Genomic DNA, 17,955 nt, shown 5'->3' with positions numbered 1-17,955 from the left:
ACCGCGCCGCCCGCGCCCGTCTCAGCCCAGCGCGGCGAGCACCTCCGCGGCCGCCCGTTCGCCCGACTCGAGGGCGCCCTCGATGTACCCGGCGTGCTCGCCGGCGGTCTCGGTCCCGGCCCAGTGCACGGTGCCCGCGGGCGCGTGATCGAGAGGGAAGGGCATCCCGCCGGCGGCCGGGTCGGGGAGGGCGAGGTAGCCGCCGCCGACGTACTCGTCCAGGTGCCAGGACTTCTCGTGCCAGCCCGCAGGGGCGCGGACGTCGTCGCCGAGGTGGTGGGCGAGGCGTCCGAGCAGCGCGTCCCGACGGTCCGCCGGGCTCAGGTCGTCGAGCGTGCGGGCGTCGGTGCCGCCGACCAGCAGGCAGAGGTGCCCAGGGCCGTCGGCCGACGGAGGCGAGGTGTCGAAGACGCCCACGCCCGGGTCGTCGATCGCGATCAGCTCGGCGTGGCCGCGCTCGCGCCAGAACGGCCGCTCGTACACGGCGAGCGCCTTGTAGACCGAGCCCATGTACATGCCCCGTTCGGCGCGGGCGCGCTCGGCGGGCAGGGCCGGACAGTGCTCGATCGCCGCGGCGATCGGCGGGGGAGCGGTGACGACGACGCGGCGGCAACGTACTGCGCCCGTGGCGGTGTGCACGGTCGCGCCCGCGTCGTCGCGGTGGATCGCGAGCACGGGGGTCTCGGTGCGGACGCGGTCCCCGAGCCGTTCGGCCATGCGGACCGCGAGGGAGCCGGCACCGTCGACCACGAGGGAGTCCTGCGCCCCGCCCCGCGTGGTCATGGCGGTGGTCAGGCCCTCCATGGCGCGGACGGTGGCGGCGAAGTCGCGGAGCGTGAGGCGTTCCGGGTCGGCGGTGGAGGCGATCTCGAACACCACCCGCAGGAGCCGGCGGGCGCGGCCCGGGACGCGGCGGAGCAGGTCTCCGACGAGGACGTCGCGCCCGACGTGCGGCCCGCCGAGGCGGACGAGGCCCTCCCACGCGGCGAGCGCAGCGCCGGCGAGCAGGAACGTGGGGCTCGTGACCCCGACGGTCCGCGGGCCGTCGACGAGCCTCGGTAGCCGGGGCGTCTCCATGGCGTAGACCCGCGCGCCGTACTCGGCGGCGAGCGCGGTGAACCGGTGGTGGCCCGTGCCGATCCACTGTCCGCCGAGGTCGACATGACTACCGAGCGCGGTGGTCTCGGTGAGCACGCGGCCGCCGACGCGGGGCGCGGCCTCGAGGACGAGTACGTCGACGCCGCGGGCGTGGAGGTCGAGCGCCGTGCGCAGGCCCGCGACGCCCGCCCCGACCACGACGACGGTGTGCTCCTCGGCGGTGCGCTTCTCGGGGTGCGCCTCGGGCTGGTCGGTCATGGTGTCTCCGTTCCGCGGCGGGCGCCGCAATAAAGTCAGTCGTATGACTGATTATAGGGAGAAGTCGGCCCTTGTGGGCCGGTTCGCGGGTTACTCCCGCCCGAACAGCCGGTCGGCGAGGACGGCGGCGTACAACTCCGCGGCGGCCCGCGGGTCGGAACGATCCCGGCCGGTCAGCTGCTCGATCCGGCGGAGCCTGTGGTTGATCGTGTTCCGGTGGTAGTGCAGTTGCTCCGCGGTGGCGACGAGGGAGCCACCGCAGTCGAACCAGGCCCGGACGGTGGCGATGAGCGCGTCACGGTCGGCCTCCGGCAGCGCGAGCACGGGGCCGAGCACCGCGTTCCGCAGTTCCCGCGCCGCGGCCGGGGAGTGCGCGAGCGCGAGCGGTAGCGCCGACTGCCCGTAGGTCTCGGTCGTCGCCGTGCCGGGCACCAGGCTGGCCAGCGCGAGCTCCGCCTGGCGCAGCCCGTCGCGCGCGTCGAGCGGCGCGACGAAGGGTGCGCTGATGCCCACGCGCCCGCACGCTTCGGTACGCAGCAGCTCCAGGACCTGCGGCAGCACGTGCGGGGTGCTCAGGCTCAGCAGCCCGATGCGGGTTTGTACGTCCGACATCCAGTGCGCAGCGACGTGTCTGTCCCTCAGCCGGCGGTCGATTCCGGCGTACGGCTCGCCCGCGCTGCTCGCCCCGGCGGACGTGCCCGGCGCCCCGGCCTCGGCGCAGACGACGAGGAAGGTTCCGGTCGCCGGGAGTTGGAGCGTCTGCGCCGCGGCGTGCAGGCGACCGGGCTCGAGCACCCCGTCGAGCAGGGCGCGCAGCTCCACGCGGAGCAGTTCGGTGTGCCGGGTGGTGCGATCGGCGACCGCGCGTCCGTACTCCTCGGCTGCGGCGGTCGAGTAGTCGTCGATGATGCGCCAGACGTCGCCGCCGATGTCGGGCAGCAGCTCGGGATGGTCGGTGCACGCGGCGCGCATGTGGTCCCAGACGAGGCGCCCGGCCAGCCGGTAGGCGTGCAGCAGGGCGGCCAGGGGGAAGCCGTACTCGGCTTTGAGCCGACCGGTCGCGCGGGCGGCGTGCAGGTCGTCATCGGGGTCGCCGCCCAGCTGCCGCAGCACCGAGTCGAGGTTCGCGCGCACAGCCTCGCGCAGCTCCTCGGAGGTGATGAGCGTGCTCTCGGCGTAGGCGTGCTCGCCCGCGAGGATCCGTTCCACCAGCTCGTCGGTGAGCGATTCCACGTCGTCCACCAGCAGTCGGGCGAACTCCGCGGGGGTGGCACCGGACGGTGCTGTGATCGTCGACACGCCTCGATGGTAGCCGCCGGTCTCGGCCTGGTCGTTGTGCGTGAGCACAACACGGCCGGTGTGCAGGCGGAACTCAGGCACGATGCCCGCGCCGCCGCCGACGGCCAGACTCGAAGGGGAACAGTGACCCGGCTCACCCCCCGGGCCGTACGGAGACCGGAGAGCTCATGACCACCACCGAATCAGTCCTCGACGCCGCTGTCGCCGACCTGCAGCAGGGCGAGCGCGCCTGGGCCGCCACGACGCTCGCGGAGCGCCGCGCTCTGCTCGACGAGGTGCGGGAGGCCACCGCCGCCGTCGCGCAGCAGTGGGTCGACGCGGCCGCCGGGATCAAGGGCCTGCCCGCCGACTCCACGCTGCTCGGTGAGGAATGGCTCTCCGGCCCGTACTCCGTGATCACCGCGTGCGAGGCGCTCGCGACCTCGCTGGCGGCGCTCGAGGAGGGGCGCAGCCCCGTCGACGGCTTCACCATCAACCCCGCACCCGGCGGCCGGTCGGCCGTCGAGGTGTTGCCGCACAGCGCCTTCGACCAGCTCCTGCTCAGCGGTTTCAGTGCGCAGGTCTGGACCGTCCCGGGCGTCGACGCCGCCGCGGTCCGTGACCGCGCGGGGCTCGGATCCCTCGATCCGACGGTGACCCACGGCATCGCCGGCGTGCTCGGCGCGGGCAACATCTTCTCCATCCCGCCGCTCGACACGCTGTACCAGCTCTACGCCGACAACCGCGTGGTGCTGCTCAAGCTCAACCCGGTCACTGACCCGCTGCTGGACACTTATCGCGCCGCCTTCGCCCCGCTCATCGACCACGGCGTGGTCCGCATCGTGACCGGCGGCGCCGATGTGGGCGGCGCGCTCGTCAACCACCCCGGTGTGACGACGGTGCACATGACCGGCAGCGCGCGCACTCACGACGCCATCGTCTTCGGCACGGGTTCCGAAGGGGCGCAGCGCAAGGCCGAGAACCGTCCGCTGCTCGACAAGTCGATCACCAGCGAGCTCGGCGGCGTCTCGCCGACCATCGTCGTACCGGGCGAGTGGTCGGCCGCCGACCTGCGGTTCCAGGCCGAGCACCTCGCCACGCAGCGCCTGCACAACAACGGCTACAACTGCGTCGCCTCGCAGGTGGCCGTCATCGGTGCCGACTGGCCGCAGAAGGAGGAGTTCCTCCACGAGCTGCGCGAGGCCTTCGACCGCGCCCCGTCGCGCCGCGACTACTACCCGGGTTCGGCCGATCGCGTCGCCGCGGCCCGGGCCGGGTACGGCGAGCGGGCGCAGGCCGTCGGGCCCGACGGTGCTCGCACCCTCGTTTTCGGCCTGCAGGCCGACCGGACGGAGGAGGCGCTGCATACGGAGTACTTCGCGCCGGTCTACGGCGTGCTCGAGCTGCCCGGCGACGCCGCCGGCTTCCTCGCGACCGCTGTCCGCGCCGCCAACGAGGACTTCGAGGGCACCCTCGGCGTGAACATCGTCGCCGACCCCGCGACCATCAAGGCCCTCGGCTCGGCCTTCGACCGGGCGATCGGGGAACTGCAGTACGGCACCATCGCGGTGAACGCCTGGACCGGCGTCGGCTACCTCACCGCCCGGGCGTCCTGGGGCGCCTTCCCCGGCCACACCATCGACGACGTGCAGAGCGGGATCGGCATCGTCCACAATGCGCTGCTCCTCGACGATGTCGAGCGGACCGTCGTGCGCGGGCCCTTCCGTCCGTCGCCCCGCTCCTTCGCGGGCGGCGAGCTGTCGATGTCGCCGAAGCCGCCCTGGTTCGTCACCAACCGCACGGGCGCGACGACGGGCCGCCGGCTCACCGAGTTCGCCGCGAAGCCCTCGTGGCTGAAACTGCCCGGCATCTTCGCCTCCGCCCTGCGCGGCTGACGATCCGAGTGAAAGATCGACGCCGCGCCGCCGCGACACGCCGACCTCATGTCCGCGACACGGCGCAGCGGCGTCGATCTTCCACCTCAGCGGTCGAAGAACCGATCGCTGAGCCGGTCGACGAAGCCGTCGATCCTCTGCTCCCGGGAGGTCCCCTCGACCGTGGAGTTCCACAGGTGTACGAGGCCGAAGACCAGGGCGACCAGGCCGAGCACCAGCGCGGCGATCAGGATGACCTCGACCGTTGTCGACATCGTCGCTCCTTTCGCGGAGCCCCCCGTCGGGATTGAACCGACGACCTTCGCTTTACAAGAGCGGTGCTCTACCACTGAGCTAGGGAGGCGTGCGGCCTCACGGTCGCGGCGTCAGCATATCGTGACCAGCATGACTGATTCCTTCGAGACCATCAGCTGGACGCTCGACGACGACGGCATCGCCACCCTCGTGCTCGATCGCCCGGATCAGCTCAACGCCTTCAGCGTCACGATGGCACGGGAGCTGACGAAGTTCTTCGAGGTCCAGGCCCGGCGCGACGAGGTGCGGGCCGTCGTGGTCACCGGTGCGGGCCGCGCCTTCTGCGCAGGCATGGACCTCACCGGCGAGGGCAACGTCTTCGGTCTCGACGAGTCGGTGCAGCCGACCCCCGAGGAGTTCGCCGCCGCGTACGACCGGGCTCCGTATCAGGACGGCGTGCGCGACACCGGCGGCAAGCTCACGCTGGCGATCTACTCGCTTCCGAAGCCGGTGATCGCCGCTATCAACGGCCCCGCGGTGGGCATCGGCGCGACGATGACCCTCGCCATGGACACCCGCCTCGCCTCGACCAAGGCGCGCATAGGCTTCGTCTTCGGCCGGCTCGGCATCGTCATGGAGGCGTGTTCCAGCTGGTTCCTACCTCGGATCGTCGGCCCGGCGCAGGCCCTGGAGTGGGTCTACTCCGCGGACATCCTCACCGCCGAGCAGGCGCGCGAGGGCCGCCTGGTCCGCAGCCTGCACGAGCCCGACGAGCTGGTGACCGCCGCACAGGAGCTCGCCCGCTCCTGGACCGTGGGCCGCTCCGCCGCAGGCGTCGCGCTCAACAAGCAGCTGATCTACCGGGGTCTCGGCTCCGCGAAGCCGCTCGACGCGCACCTGGCCGATTCTCTGGCGATGTACTACTCGTCGATCGGCGACGGCAAGGAGGGCGTCGCCGCCTTCCTCGACAAGCGCGCGCCGGAGTTCACCGCGAAGGCCTCGGAGACGCCCCGCATCGTCGCGGAGTGACCGCCGGGCGATGTCCCGGGCTGCGAGACCGATGGGTCAGAGCAGCGCGATCGGGATCAGGCTCAGTAGGCCCGGGGTGATGACGGCGAGCGCAGCTGCCAGCGTCAACAGTCGCCGGAACAGCAGATCCTGTTCCTCGTGCACGGTATTGCCGATGATCAGGGTTCCCGCGACGTGGATCGGGTTCATGACCATCAGGGCGGCGGGCACGCAGCTCGCCGCCGTCACCCAGAACACGACTCCGGTGTGACCGAAGGAACCGAACGCTATCGGCATCGTCAGCCCGAGGACTCCGAGGGTCGAACTCTCGATGTTGCACAGCAGCGCCGTCAGATAGGCGATCACGAGGATCAACAGCGCCCCTGTCCCGAGATGCCGCAGGATGTACGCGATCGAGTCCATCGTGCCGATCTTCTGCATCAGCCCCAGGTAGGTCAGCAGGCCGCAGAGCAGCAGGATCGAGTTCCACGGGATCCGCGCGAGCAGCGCTCGCTCGTCCGCGTGGGAGTGGAAGACGATCTGCAGCAGTGCCGCCAGGCACATCGCGGTCACGCCCACGTCGGTCTTCGCGAGCACCACCAGCAGCACGAAGGCGAGCAATGCGGTACCGGAGGCGGCCATGTACCACGGGTTCGACGGTGCGTCGTGCCGCTCCGCTGCCGCCGGTGCCGGGGTCGCCTCGACCGGGTTGCCCCGCCTGCGGGCGACGGCGGTGAGGCCCTGCAGGACCGCGACGACGATCACCGCGACCGTCACCGACACCGCCCATAGGCCCCACCCCGAGTAGCCCACGCCCACCTTGTTCGCGGCGGCGCGCACCACCGCCCCGGTGGGGTTCAACGGCGACAGGCCCGCCGAGTTGGCGCCGATGATCACGGCCAGCTCGCTGATCAGGAAGGTCCGTTTCGACCGGACCCCGACGTGCGCGACCATCGGGACGAGGAAGGCGATCGGCGCCGTCGAGAACGCTCCCGCGGTCGACAGTGCTGCGCCGATCACGAAGCCGGCCCAGGGGATCAGGCCGTGCCGGTCACCGATCGCCGCGTAGACCCGGTCCACGAGCAGCTCCAGTGCGCCGCTGCGTTCGAGGTGCGCGAACAGAAGCGAGACACCGGCGATCAGCACGAAGATGTCGCCGGGAAAGGTCGTGTACATGACCTTCGGGTCGAACCCGGAGAACGCGAGCACGGGTAGTGCTGCGGCGAGGGCCAGTACGCCGATGTTCATCCGGCGCCAGATCGCGATGACCAGGACCGCCACGAGGAGGGCGAGCGAGAGGATCTGCGGTGCGGTCAAGCGACTCCCTCCGGCGGTCCGTCGCGGCCGCCGGGGGGCGCGCGGAGCAGAACATTGCGGTGCGAAACTACTCGCACGACCAGTGCGGCACGCCGGGGGATCGGGAACTGCGGAGGGTTCATCCCGCTTCGGGTGAAATGCCCGGCGCGCCAGTGTCGGTGATGACATCGTGGACGCATGGCACCTCCCCGCTTCCGGCAATTGGTCGTGGACGCCGCGGACGCCCGACGGTCCGCGGAGTTCTACCGCGCTCTCCTCGATCTTGAGTACCTCCCCGGCGACGACGAACTCGCGGAGCATCACCGCCGCGTCCTCGAACTCGGCGGCACCCTCGTCGACGACGGCCTCCACGACCCGGAGGACCCGCTGCGCGTCTACGCCGACCTCGACGGGCACCCGTTCTGCATCTTCGTGGCCGAGCAATAAGCTGGCCGCATGGAGATCCGCGACGCCCAGCCTGCCGACCTGCCGGCGATCCTCGTCATCCACAACGATGCCGTGGAGCACTCGACCGCAATCTGGTCCGAGGAGAAGGCCGACCTCGCCGAGCGCGAGGCCTGGCTGGCCGAGCGCCGTGCGGGTGGGTTCCCGGTCCTCGTCGCCATCGTCGACGGTGAGCTGGGCGGGTACGCCTCGTACGGGCCCTTCCGCGCCAAGTCGGGGTACCGGCACACCGTCGAGAACTCGGTGTACGTGGCCGACGGCTTCTACCGCCGCGGCATTGCCGAGGCGTTGATGAACGCGCTCATCGAGCGCGCGCAGCAGTCCGACGTGCACGTCGTCGTCGCGGCGATCGAGGAGTCCAACCACGCCTCGGTCGCCCTGCATCGCAAGCTCGGCTTCCGGGTGACCGGCCAGATGCCGCAGGTGGGTATCAAGTTCGGTCGCTGGCTGGACCTGGTCCTGATGCAGCGCATCCTCTAGCGCGATCGACCGCCCGGCTGCCCCGCGACGGGCGGTCGCTCAGGCCAGCGCCGCCGTGCCCACGATCTCCGCCGCGAGCTCCTCTGGCCGCTCGTCGGGGATCCAGTGGCTCACCCCGTCGAGCACCACGAACCGGTACGGCCCGTCGACGTACTCGCCCGCGAGCTCCGCCCCGGCCCTGGTCAGCGCGACGTCGTCGGTGCTCCAGATGTACGTCACCGGGCACGCGATCCGCGTGTTCTGCCCCGGCTTGACCGTGGTGAAGGGCATGCCGCGGTAGTAGTTCAGGCCGCCGCCCAGCAGTCCGGGCGTCAGTACCTCGTGCACGACGGTGCGGATCGCATCGTCGGGCATGCCGCTCGCGCGGAGGAAGGCCTCGAAGCGCCCCGGGAACCGTCGGGCCAACAGCTCCGGCACGGCGGGGATCTGGAACAAGTACATGTAGTACGACTTCAGCGCCTGGTCGGAGCGGAGGAAGGCTCGCAGGAAGGCGAAGGGGTGCGGCACCGAGACGGCGGTCAGTGTGCGCACCAGGTGGGGGTACGTGGCGGCGGTGAGCCACGCCGTCGACGAACCCCAGTCGTGCCCGACGAGATGCGCCGGCCCGGTCCGCTCCAGCAGCGCCGCGGCGTCGGCGGCCAGTTCGGAGCTTCGGTACTGCCAGCGCCGCGCCGGGCTCGCCGTCCGCGCGTACCCCCGCTGCCACGGCACGACGGTGCGGTACCCCTGAGCGTGCAGGTGCTCGGCCGTCGCCGCCCAGGAGGTGGGCGTCTGCGGGAAACCGTGCAGCAGAACGACGATCTCGCCGTCGATCGGGCCGCTGTCGACCACCGGGAAGGTGAGTCCCGAGCGCGTGAACTCCGTGATCCGTTCCGTCATGCTCCCACCCAACCACGCCCGACGGTGCGCGGCATCCACCCGAGGGCGGAGACCGTCACCCCGCGTAGGTTCTGCCCACCCAGGCCTGGCGACAGAGCCGCTCCCCGTATCCGGCGGCGGTCACGCCCGCGTCGCCGAGTGCCCGGGCCTGCGCGGGCGTCGGCGTCTCTGCGCGGCATGCGGTGTTGCGGTTGGTCACGATGGGGCCGGCCCCGTCGAGGCTGACGCCGCGCGAGCCCGCCACCGCCACCGGCAACGAGAACAGGCCGACGACCCGATCGCCGACCAGCCGGAAGATCGTGTAGCCGCCGCTCGCCGCCGAGCCGTGCGCGTAGAGCGCGGTGAAGCCCTCGTCGGTCGTCGCGGTTCGCCACGGGAACCCGAACAGCTCGCCGCCCCTGACGAACGGCCCTTCGGGACCACGGGCACGCCACACCGCGAGGCCGACCCCGCCGGTCCCGCCCGAGTTGGTGACGACGGCCAGCTGGCCGTTGCCGTCGTTCGCCCATCGGGGGACCAGCGGCGTCCCCGGCGCGTAGGAGATCGTGCGTTCGGTGATCGTCTGCACCACCCGCTCGCCCTCGCGGACGACGATGACCTGGTCGCGCCCGGCGGGGCCGGCGAATCCGGGATCGGAGTAGTCGAACGTCAAGCGCGGGAACCGGGCGTCGTGCAGCACGCACCGCAGCGGAGCGTCGTAGTCGGAGCGCCGCGTGACCGAGTCCGCACCGCACGCGGGCGGAGCCGGTGCAGCGCTCGACGACGGGGAATCGGGGGCGCCCGACGGTGCCGGGGTGTCGCACGCCGCTGCTGCGACCGCCGCCACGGCGACGAGCCCGGTGATCCGCAGGGCGAGGTCGATTCTCATGCACGCCATCATCGCCGTGATGTCGCCCTGTGGCGAGGCGCAACAGCCCGCCCTGACCTGCGCGTTAAGTGGCTCTTGTGCGCAGCTCAAGATTCCGGCGTGTTGCTGCGGGGCAGCAGGGCGGCCACGGAGAAGAGCAGTCATGACCACGCAGAGGAAGATCGTCGCCGCCACCGCCGCCCTGGCGGCGGCCGCCGGGATCGCCGCCGCCGTTCCGAACGGCGACCAGGTCTCGTACGAGCCGGCCCTCTGATACCGCGCGGCGGCGCCGCACTCACATGCGGTGCCGCACCTCGTACCCGCTGATCACGGATACCCGGTTGAAGGCGTTGATCGTCACGGCGGCCCAGATGAGTACGGAGGCCTGGGCCTCGTCGAGCACGTCGGTGGCGCGGTCGTAGGCGATGTCCGCCGCGTGGTGCGGGGGTAGCTGCGTCACGAGCTCGGCGATCTCGAGCGCGGCGCGCTGCACGTCGTCGAACAACCCGGGCGCCTCGCGCCAGGCGGCCACCACGTCGAGCTGCTGGTCGGCGAGACCGGCTGCGCGCCCGGCTCGCGCGTGCAGGTCGAGGCAGTAGGCGCAGCCGTTGAGCTGTGAGCACCGAAGGTTCACCAATTCGACCACGTCACGGCCGATTCCGACGGCGGCGGCCGCCTCGGCCACCTCTGTCGAGACCGCGATCAACTGCTTGTAGATCCGGGGGGAGGCCTTGTCGATCCGCACGCGCTGGGCTGGCATGGCACTAGGCTAGCGGTCATGAGCAACGTCGACCGACAGCCCGAAGAGGTCGAGTGCGGGGCCACGGTGGATGCGCCGGCCTCCGGTGCCGGCGTGGAGGTGATCGAGGCCCGAGAGGTCCCGCTCGGCGGCCCCCGCGCGATGACGGTGCGTCGCACCCTCCCCACGCACGAGCGCTCGATGATCGGGGCGTGGTGCTTCGCCGACCACTACGGCCCCGACGAGGTGGACCGCTCCGGCGGCATGAACGTCCCGCCCCACCCGCACACCGGCCTACAGACCGTCAGCTGGCTGTTCGAGGGTGAGATCGAGCACCGCGACAGCGCAGGCGTCGAGGCGCCGGTCCTGCCGGGCGAGATCAACCTCATGTCCGCCGGCTACGGCATCAGCCACTCCGAGGTCTCCACCCCGGAGACCCGCCGCCTGCACGGCGTCCAGCTGTGGCTGGCGCTGCCGGAACGGGCGCGGAACGCGCCCAACGGCTTCCAGCACTACGCGCCGCTCGCCGTCGACCTGCCCGACGTGCGGTCGGGCGGCCCGGGCGGCACCGCCCGCGTCTTCATCGGCGAGCTCGCGGGCAGCACCTCGCCGATCGTCACCGCCACCCCGCTCCTCGGCGCGGAGCTGATCCTGCGTCCCGGCGCGCGGGTCAGCCTCGCCGTCGACACCGCTTTCGAGCACGGCGTCCTGCTCGACACGCAGAAGCTCCTGTTCGACGGTGTCGCCCTCGCCTGGGGCGACCTCGGCTACGCCGGGCCGGGGCTCGGCGGCCTCCGCCTGCACAACCCCACCGAGGAGGACGCGCGGGTGGTCCTGCTGGGCGGCATCCCCTTCGACGAGGACATCATTATGTGGTGGAACTTCGTGGGCCGCACCCACGAGGAGATCGTCGGGTACCGCGAGGAATGGCAGGCGCGCGCCGCGCGTTTCGGCAGTGTGAGTGGATGGCGCGACGATCAGTACCTGCCGGCGCCCCCGCTTCCGACCACCCGGCTCAAGCCCCGCAGGAGGAACCCGCAATGACCGAGACCACCGAGACCGTCGCCGTCTCCCGCAACGACGCCGAGGGGCGCTACGACATCACCGTCGACGGGGAGCTCGCCGGCTTCACCGTCTTCATCGACCGCGGTGAGCAGCGCATCTTCCCGCACACCGAGCTCGACGAGAAGTTCTCCGGCCGAGGCCTGAGCGGCATTCTCGTGCACGATGCGCTGGAGGACACCCGCGCCGCCGGCAAGCGCGTGGTCCCGGTGTGCCCGCTGGTCAAGCGGTACGTCTCCAAGCACCCCGAGGTGCAGGACATCGTCGACCCCGTGACTCCGGAGATCCTCGCCTCCCTGTAGCGAACCGAACCTCGACGCGACGTTCACAGGGAACTGACAGCGAGTCGTCAGAGTCCCGGACGCCCGAGCGTGCACTATGACGGTGTGTCCAGTGCTAAAGACGAATCGATGCCCCGCGTGCTCGTGGTCGACGACGAGCAGAGCATCCGGGAACTGCTGCAGGTGAGCCTGAAGTTTCAGGGCTTCGACGTGGCCGTGGCCTCGGACGGCCCCGCTGCGCTCGACCGTGTGCGCACCTTCCGGCCCGACGTGATGGTGCTGGACATCATGATGCCGGGTATGGACGGCCTCGGCCTGCTCAAGCGGCTGCGCCAGGACGGGATCGAGGCGCCCGCGCTGTTCCTCACTGCGCGCGATTCGGTCGAAGACAAGGTCGCCGGCCTCACACTGGGCGGCGATGACTACGTCACCAAGCCCTTCAGCCTCGAGGAGGTCGTGGCCCGGATCAACGTGCTGCTGCGGCGCCACGGCTTCGGCGAGGACGAGGCCTCGACCCGCCTGGCCTTCGCGGACCTGGAGCTGGACGACGAGACGCACGAGGTGTGGAAGGCGGGCGAGCTGGTCTCGCTCTCGCCCACGGAGTTCACGCTGCTGCGCTACTTCATGGTCAATGCTGGGGTGGTCCTGTCGAAGCCGCGGATCCTCGACCACGTCTGGCACTACGACTTCGGCGGCGACGTCAACGTCGTCGAGTCCTACGTCTCCTATCTACGCCGCAAGGTCGACACGGGCGAGAAGCGGCTCATCCACACTCTCCGCGGCGTGGGGTACGTGCTCCGCGAACCCCGGTAGGCCCGCATGGGTTCGACGTCCCGCACCTCGTTCGCCTCCCGCGTGCCGCTGCGCCTGTCCCTGGTCGCGCTGGTCGTCGGCCTCGTCTTCCTGGGCCTCCTGGCCTCCGGCACCGCACTGACCGCGGCGATGAAGGATCAGCTCCTCTCCCGCGAGGATCAGACGCTGCGGCAGGCCGCCGACACCTGGGCCCGTCCGAAGCCGAGCCTGCCCGAGCCGGTGCGCGGTGGCAAGCCTCCGCCCACCCGCTTCTACCAGGCCGTTTTTCTGCCGGACGGCACCCAGCTGCGGATCAGCAACCCCGACTTCACCGAGCAGCCGGACCTGTCCGGCCTCGGCGACTTGCACGGCGACGCCGTCACCGTGAGCTCCGTCGGCGATAAGGGGCCGCAGTGGCGGGTCGTGCAGTCGAGTTCGCAGTACGGCGTCGCTTTCGTCGCGGTCACGCTCTCGGACGTCGACTCCACTCTGCGCGCCATGATCGTGCTGGAACTGCTCATCGGCGGCGGCGTCCTTGTCATCGCGGGCGGCCTCGGCTACCTCGTCGTGCGCCGGTCGCTGCGGCCATTGGAGGAGGTGGAGGCCACCGCCGAGGCCATCGCGGCGGGCGACCTCACGCGCCGCGTTCCCGAGGCTCCGCCGCACACCGAGGTCGGCAGGCTCTCGACGTCGATCAACACGATGCTGCATCAGGTCCAGGACTCGTTCGACCGGGTCGCGTCGTCGGAGGAGCGGGCCCGTGCCGACGAGGAACGGATGCGTCGCTTCGTCGGTGACGCCTCGCACGAGCTGCGGACCCCGCTCACGTCGATTCGCGGCTTCGCCGAGCTGTATCGGCAGGGCGCCACCGACGACACCGGATTCGTCATGTCCCGCATCGAGTCCGAGGCGGAGCGAATGGGTCTGCTCGTCGAGGACCTCCTGCTGCTTGCGCGCCTGGACGCCCGCCGCCCGCTGGCCTCCGACGCCGTCGATCTGGTGTCGGTCGCCGACGACGTGGTGCACGCCGCGCAGGCCCGCGAGCCGGGTCGGGACATCGCGCTCGAGGTCGACGGTGCCGACCTCGACGGGGCGGTCACCATGTCCGGCGACCGCGACCGGCTGCATCAGGTGGTGACCAACCTGGTGTCGAACGCGCTGCGGCACACGCCCGACGAGGCGACGGTGCGCGTCCGGCTCGCCGAGGAGCCGGGCGCAGTGGTGCTGTCCGTCGCCGACACCGGTCCGGGCATGGAGCCCGACGAGGCCGAGCGCGTCTTCGAACGGTTCTACCGCACCGATTCCTCACGCAGCCGCGGCAGCGGCGGCGCGGGCCTGGGCCTGTCGATCGTCCAGGGCATCGTCGAGCGGCACGGGGGCACCGTCACCGTCGACACCGCGCCGGGGGAGGGAGCCACCTTCACGGTGCGCCTGCCCGGCTAGCGCGCCGGGAGGGTCACTCTGCGGCGAGCGCCTCGACGATCTTCGTCTGTGCGTCGTCGAGCGACTCCGGCGTCGGATTCGGGTCGACGCTTGTGAAGTCGAAATCGGTGAGCCCGTACGCGGGGAAGACGTGCAGGTGCAGGTGCGGGATCTCGAAGCCGGCGACGATCAGGCCCGCGCGCGGCGCGTCGAAGGCGCGCTTGACGGCGCGTCCCAGCTTGCGCGCGACGCCGTTGAGGTGGGCCCACAGTTCGTCGTCGACGGACTCCCAGTGGTCCACCTCGTCACGCGGCACCACCAACACGTGGCCCTGTGTGAGCGGGGCGATGGTCAGGAACGCCACCACCGAATCGTCCTGGTACACGAACCGGCCGGGGAGCTCACCGGCGATGATCTTGGAGAAGACGGATGCCATGGGGCCAGGCTAGTGGAGGTGCCCGGTAGTGTCATGACCGTGCGAGTACTCGTCATCGGCACAGGCGGCCGCGAACACGCCCTCCTCGACGCGCTCACCCGTGACCCACAGGTCACCGAGCTCCATGCGGCCCCGGGCAACCCGGGCACCGCGGCGATCGCGACGAACCACGACATCGACGCCTCCTCCGGCGACGAGGTGGCGGCCCTCGCTGCGAGCCTGGGCGCCGACCTCGTGGTGATCGGCCCCGAGGTCCCGCTGGTTCTCGGCGTCGCCGACGCGGTCCGCGCGCGCGGTATCGCCGTCTTCGGCCCGTCCGCCGCGGCGGCGCAGATCGAGGGATCGAAGGCCTTCGCCAAGGACGTCATGGACGTCGCCGGCGTGCGTACCGCGCGCAGCGAGATCATCGACAGCCCGGCGGAGATCGACGCCGCACTCGACCGCTTCGGCCCCACCTGGGTCGTCAAGGACGACGGCCTGGCCGCGGGTAAGGGTGTCGTCGTCACCGCCGACCGCGCCGCTGCCCGGGCGCATGCCGCCGACCTGATCGAGTCCGGCCGGCCCGCGCTGCTCGAGTCCTTCCTCGACGGGCCCGAGGTCTCGCTGTTCTGCCTCGTCGACGGCGAGGACGTCGTACCGCTGCTGCCCGCGCAGGATCACAAGCGCGTCGGCGACGGCGACACCGGGCCCAACACCGGCGGCATGGGTGCCTATGCGCCGCTGCCGTGGCTCGCGGAGGGCGCGGTCGACGAGATCGTCGAGACCGTTGTGCGGCCCGTCGCGCGCGAGATGGCGCGCCGCGGAACCCCGTTCTCCGGCCTGCTGTACGCGGGCCTCGCCATGGGGGCCGAGGGCCCGGCCGTCGTCGAGTTCAACTGCCGCTTCGGCGACCCCGAGACGCAGGCGGTCCTGAGCCTCCTGGAATCGCCGCTCGGCGAGGCGCTGGGCGCCACCGCGACGGGCACGCTCGGCGCGCTGCCTCCGCTCCGGTGGCGCGACGGGGCCGCCATCACCGTGGTGCTCGCCGCTGAGAACTACCCGGCCGCGCCGCGCAAGGGCGATGTCATCACGGGGGCCGACGGCGCGGGGATCTACCACGCCGGGACGGCTGTCGACGCCGATGGACGCCTGGTTTCGAACGGGGGCCGCGTGCTCAATGTGGTCGGCGTCGGCGATGACCTGGGGGCGGCCCGCGCGGACGCCTACTCCAAACTCGGGCGTATCAAGCTGCCGGGCAGTCATTTCCGCACGGACATCGGCCACCAAGCGTTGCAGTAGCGCATTTTCCGATGTCGGAACCGATGGGTGTCGACGATTTGGTCGAAACCCTCAGGCCGGGCGGGACCTGCTGGCAGCATGTCCCAGATGACAGCCGCGACCACGCCCAAGGGTGAGCGCCGGCGCGCGGCCCTCGTGGCGGCGGCCGGAGAACTCCTCGTCGAGGGCGGCTTCGAATCGGTGCGGCACCGGGCGGTCGCGCACCGCGCGCACATCCCCCTGGCGGCGACGACCTACTACTTCGAGTCACTGGGCGACCTGCTCTCGAATGCCGTCGCCTACGCGGGCGAGCTGGACATCGCAGCGGTCCGTGGCCGTGTGGATGCGGTGAGCCGGCGCAAGCGTGGCGATTCGGCGGTAGCGAAGCTTCTCACCTCGGTCTTCTTCGCCTGCGACTCCGCCGCCGAGCACGGCGCCCTCGTCTCGCGGTACGAGCGGATGGTGTTGTGCACGCGCGATCCCGAGCTCACCCGCCTGCAGGCGCAGGTGCGGAACGTGCTGGCGGAGCTACACGTCGAGGTGCTCACTCGCTCGGGTCGCCGGGCGACGGGACCGGGCGTCGACCGGCTGATGGCCGCCGAGGACGGTGCCGTGCTCGCGGCGCTGACCACCCACGGTGCGGACGTGCCTCGCGCTGTGCGCGAGGCGCTCGGCACCGTCGTCGACGATCTGGCGCCCGCCCTTCCGTGACTTGCCCCCTGACCGCACATGAGAGAATCACGGCGTGAGCACTCCCCGCATCCCCGACGTCCTCGCCAACCGGTACGCCAGCCCGCGCATGCGCGAGCTGTGGTCGCCGGAGTACAAGATCGTGCTGGAGCGCCAGCTGTGGATCGCGGTGCTGAGGGCGCAGCGCGACCTCGGGATCGATGTTCCCGACGGTGCCGTCGAGGCGTACGAGAAGGTCGTCGACCAGGTGGACCTCGCGTCGATCGCGGAGCGCGAGCGGATCACCCGGCACGACGTGAAGGCTCGGATCGAGGAGTTCAGCGACCTCGCCGGCTTCGAGCAGATCCACAAGGGCATGACCTCGCGCGACCTGACGGAGAACGTCGAGCAGCTGCAGGTGCTGCGCTCGCTGGAGTACGTCCGCGACCACGCCGTGGCTGTGGCGGCCCGGCTCGCCGAGCGGGCCGCGCAGTACTCGTCGGTCGTCATGGCGGGCCGCTCGCACAACGTCGCGGCGCAGGCCACGACGCTGGGGAAGCGCTTCGCTTCGGCGGCCAACGAGATGTTGGTGGCGATCGCCCGACTCGAGGACCTCATCGGCCGCTACCCGCTGCGCGGCATCAAGGGCCCGATGGGCACCTCGCAGGACATGCTCGACCTCCTCGGCGGCGACGCCGCCAAGCTGGCTGAGCTGGAGTCGCGCGTCGCCGAGCATTTGGGCTTCTCGCAGTCCTTCGTCTCCGTCGGCCAGGTGTATCCGCGCTCGCTCGATCACGATGTCGTGAGTGCCCTGGTCCAGGTGGCGGCGGGACCGTCGTCGATGGCCACGACGATCCGGCTCATGGCCGGGCACGAGCTGGTCACCGAAGGCTTCCAGCCCGGCCAGGTGGGCAGCTCCGCGATGCCGCACAAGATGAACACCCGCTCGTGCGAGCGCGTCAACGGCCTGACCGTGATCCTGCGCGGCTTCGGCTCGATGGCGGCCGAGATGGCGGGCTCGCAGTGGAACGAGGGCGACGTCTTCTGCTCCGTGATCCGCCGCGTGGCCCTGCCGGATTCGTTCTTCGCGATCGACGGCCTCTTCGAGACCTTCCTGACCGTCCTCGACGAGTTCGGCGCTTACCCCGCCGTGATCGAGAACGAGCTGAACCGCTACCTGCCCTTCCTCGCCACCACCCGAGTCCTCATGGCGGCCGTGCGCGCGGGCGTCGGCCGCGAGGTCGCACACGAGGCGATCAAGGAGCACGCCGTCGCCGTGGCACTGGCCATGCGCGAGGAGGGCAAGGAGCCCGACCTGCTGGACCGCCTCGCCGGCGACTCCCGCCTCGGACTGTCGCGCGCGGATCTCGATGCGGCGCTGGCCGACCGCGCCGCCTTCACCGGCGCCGCCGAGGCCCAGGTGGCCCAGGTCGTCGCGTCCGTCGAGGAACTCGTCGCGAAGTACCCTTCCGCCGCCGGCTACACCCCCGCGCCCATCCTCTGACCCCCGGTTCCCTGCTGTTTCGGCGGTCGCGACCTGCGATTCGCCCGCCGAAACC

The 17,955-nt window shown here is 71.3% G+C and carries 19 protein-coding genes and 1 tRNA gene; 11 read left to right on the top strand and 9 right to left on the bottom strand.

Annotation, left to right across the window (positions count from 1 at the left end; translation table 11 throughout):
- Positions 1-21: 21 nt before the first annotated feature.
- Positions 22-1,356: a flavin monoamine oxidase family protein gene (locus HNP44_RS01730; RefSeq protein ID WP_259144164.1), complete on the bottom strand. Its 1,335-nt coding sequence runs from the start codon at positions 1,354-1,356 to the stop codon at positions 22-24.
- Positions 1,357-1,446: 90 nt separating this feature from the next.
- Positions 1,447-2,655 (bottom strand): PucR family transcriptional regulator, encoded by a 1,209-nt coding sequence (locus HNP44_RS01725; RefSeq protein WP_259144163.1) that lies wholly within the window; start codon positions 2,653-2,655, stop codon positions 1,447-1,449.
- Positions 2,656-2,822: 167 nt separating this feature from the next.
- On the opposite strand from HNP44_RS01725, the gene HNP44_RS01720 reads away from it, so the two are divergent.
- Positions 2,823-4,529 (top strand): aldehyde dehydrogenase family protein, encoded by a 1,707-nt coding sequence (locus HNP44_RS01720; protein WP_259144162.1) that lies wholly within the window; start codon positions 2,823-2,825, stop codon positions 4,527-4,529.
- Positions 4,530-4,615: 86 nt separating this feature from the next.
- On the opposite strand, the gene HNP44_RS01715 is transcribed toward HNP44_RS01720, so the two are convergent.
- Positions 4,616-4,783, bottom strand: a complete 168-nt coding sequence (locus HNP44_RS01715; RefSeq protein ID WP_259144161.1) for a hypothetical protein — start codon at positions 4,781-4,783, stop codon at positions 4,616-4,618.
- 17 nt (positions 4,784-4,800) lie between these two features.
- A tRNA-Thr gene (locus HNP44_RS01710) sits at positions 4,801-4,872 on the bottom strand.
- A 41-nt stretch (positions 4,873-4,913) separates the two neighbouring features.
- On the opposite strand from HNP44_RS01710, the gene HNP44_RS01705 reads away from it, so the two are divergent.
- Positions 4,914-5,792: a crotonase/enoyl-CoA hydratase family protein gene (locus tag HNP44_RS01705; RefSeq protein WP_259144160.1), complete on the top strand. Its 879-nt coding sequence runs from the start codon at positions 4,914-4,916 to the stop codon at positions 5,790-5,792.
- Positions 5,793-5,828: 36 nt separating this feature from the next.
- Here HNP44_RS01705 and HNP44_RS01700 read toward each other — a convergent pair whose 3' ends face one another.
- Positions 5,829-7,088, bottom strand: coding sequence for an SLC13 family permease (locus HNP44_RS01700; protein ID WP_259144159.1), 1,260 nt, complete (start codon positions 7,086-7,088; stop codon positions 5,829-5,831).
- A gap of 177 nt (positions 7,089-7,265) precedes the next feature.
- On the opposite strand from HNP44_RS01700, the gene HNP44_RS01695 reads away from it, so the two are divergent.
- Positions 7,266-7,514, top strand: a complete 249-nt coding sequence (locus tag HNP44_RS01695) for a VOC family protein (protein WP_259144157.1) — start codon at positions 7,266-7,268, stop codon at positions 7,512-7,514.
- A gap of 9 nt (positions 7,515-7,523) precedes the next feature.
- Positions 7,524-8,012 (top strand): GNAT family N-acetyltransferase, encoded by a 489-nt coding sequence (locus HNP44_RS01690; protein ID WP_259144155.1) that lies wholly within the window; start codon positions 7,524-7,526, stop codon positions 8,010-8,012.
- Between the two features lie 39 nt (positions 8,013-8,051).
- Here the strand turns inward: HNP44_RS01690 and HNP44_RS01685 are convergent, their stop codons facing one another.
- From HNP44_RS01685 to HNP44_RS01675, 3 genes are all read right to left on the bottom strand, one after another.
- Positions 8,052-8,891 carry an alpha/beta fold hydrolase gene (locus HNP44_RS01685; protein ID WP_259144153.1) on the bottom strand — a complete coding sequence of 280 codons (840 nt, stop codon included), beginning with the start codon at positions 8,889-8,891 and terminating at the stop codon, positions 8,052-8,054.
- 55 nt (positions 8,892-8,946) lie between these two features.
- Positions 8,947-9,759 carry a hypothetical protein gene (locus HNP44_RS01680; protein ID WP_259144151.1) on the bottom strand — a complete coding sequence of 271 codons (813 nt, stop codon included), beginning with the start codon at positions 9,757-9,759 and terminating at the stop codon, positions 8,947-8,949.
- 274 nt (positions 9,760-10,033) lie between these two features.
- On the bottom strand, positions 10,034-10,498 hold the full coding sequence (locus tag HNP44_RS01675) for a carboxymuconolactone decarboxylase family protein (RefSeq protein ID WP_259144150.1): 465 nt from the start codon (positions 10,496-10,498) through the stop codon (positions 10,034-10,036).
- 18 nt (positions 10,499-10,516) lie between these two features.
- Here HNP44_RS01675 and HNP44_RS01670 point away from each other — a divergent pair, with 18 nt between their 5' ends.
- From HNP44_RS01670 to HNP44_RS01655, 4 genes are all read left to right on the top strand, one after another.
- Entirely contained in the window at positions 10,517-11,521 is a 1,005-nt protein-coding gene (locus HNP44_RS01670; RefSeq protein ID WP_259144148.1) for a pirin family protein, read from the top strand.
- Positions 11,518-11,841: a GNAT family N-acetyltransferase gene (locus HNP44_RS01665; RefSeq protein WP_259144147.1), complete on the top strand. Its 324-nt coding sequence runs from the start codon at positions 11,518-11,520 to the stop codon at positions 11,839-11,841. Before HNP44_RS01670 ends, HNP44_RS01665 begins: the two co-directional genes overlap by 4 nt.
- Before the next feature lie 108 nt (positions 11,842-11,949).
- Positions 11,950-12,633 (top strand): response regulator transcription factor, encoded by a 684-nt coding sequence (locus tag HNP44_RS01660; protein ID WP_259144272.1) that lies wholly within the window; start codon positions 11,950-11,952, stop codon positions 12,631-12,633.
- A 6-nt stretch (positions 12,634-12,639) separates the two neighbouring features.
- On the top strand, positions 12,640-14,055 hold the full coding sequence (locus HNP44_RS01655) for a sensor histidine kinase (protein WP_259144146.1): 1,416 nt from the start codon (positions 12,640-12,642) through the stop codon (positions 14,053-14,055).
- Positions 14,056-14,068: 13 nt separating this feature from the next.
- On the opposite strand, the gene HNP44_RS01650 is transcribed toward HNP44_RS01655, so the two are convergent.
- Positions 14,069-14,470 (bottom strand): HIT family protein, encoded by a 402-nt coding sequence (locus HNP44_RS01650; protein WP_259144145.1) that lies wholly within the window; start codon positions 14,468-14,470, stop codon positions 14,069-14,071.
- A 39-nt stretch (positions 14,471-14,509) separates the two neighbouring features.
- Here HNP44_RS01650 and purD point away from each other — a divergent pair, with 39 nt between their 5' ends.
- The 3 genes from purD (at position 14,510) to purB (ending at position 17,900) form a co-directional block, all read left to right on the top strand.
- Positions 14,510-15,748, top strand: a complete 1,239-nt coding sequence (gene purD / locus HNP44_RS01645; protein WP_259172159.1) for a phosphoribosylamine--glycine ligase — start codon at positions 14,510-14,512, stop codon at positions 15,746-15,748.
- An 87-nt stretch (positions 15,749-15,835) separates the two neighbouring features.
- Positions 15,836-16,438: a TetR/AcrR family transcriptional regulator gene (locus HNP44_RS01640; protein ID WP_259144143.1), complete on the top strand. Its 603-nt coding sequence runs from the start codon at positions 15,836-15,838 to the stop codon at positions 16,436-16,438.
- A 34-nt stretch (positions 16,439-16,472) separates the two neighbouring features.
- Complete coding sequence (purB, locus tag HNP44_RS01635) at positions 16,473-17,900, top strand: adenylosuccinate lyase (RefSeq protein ID WP_259144142.1); 1,428 nt, start codon at positions 16,473-16,475, stop codon at positions 17,898-17,900.
- Positions 17,901-17,955: the final 55 nt, after the last annotated feature.

The sequence above is a fragment of the Tsukamurella ocularis genome, from assembly GCF_024807615.1.
Classification (GTDB): Bacteria; Actinomycetota; Actinomycetes; order Mycobacteriales; family Mycobacteriaceae; genus Tsukamurella; species Tsukamurella ocularis.
The sequence above is the reverse complement of the archived record's forward strand: the minus strand, read 5'-3'. Positions and strand labels throughout refer to the sequence as shown.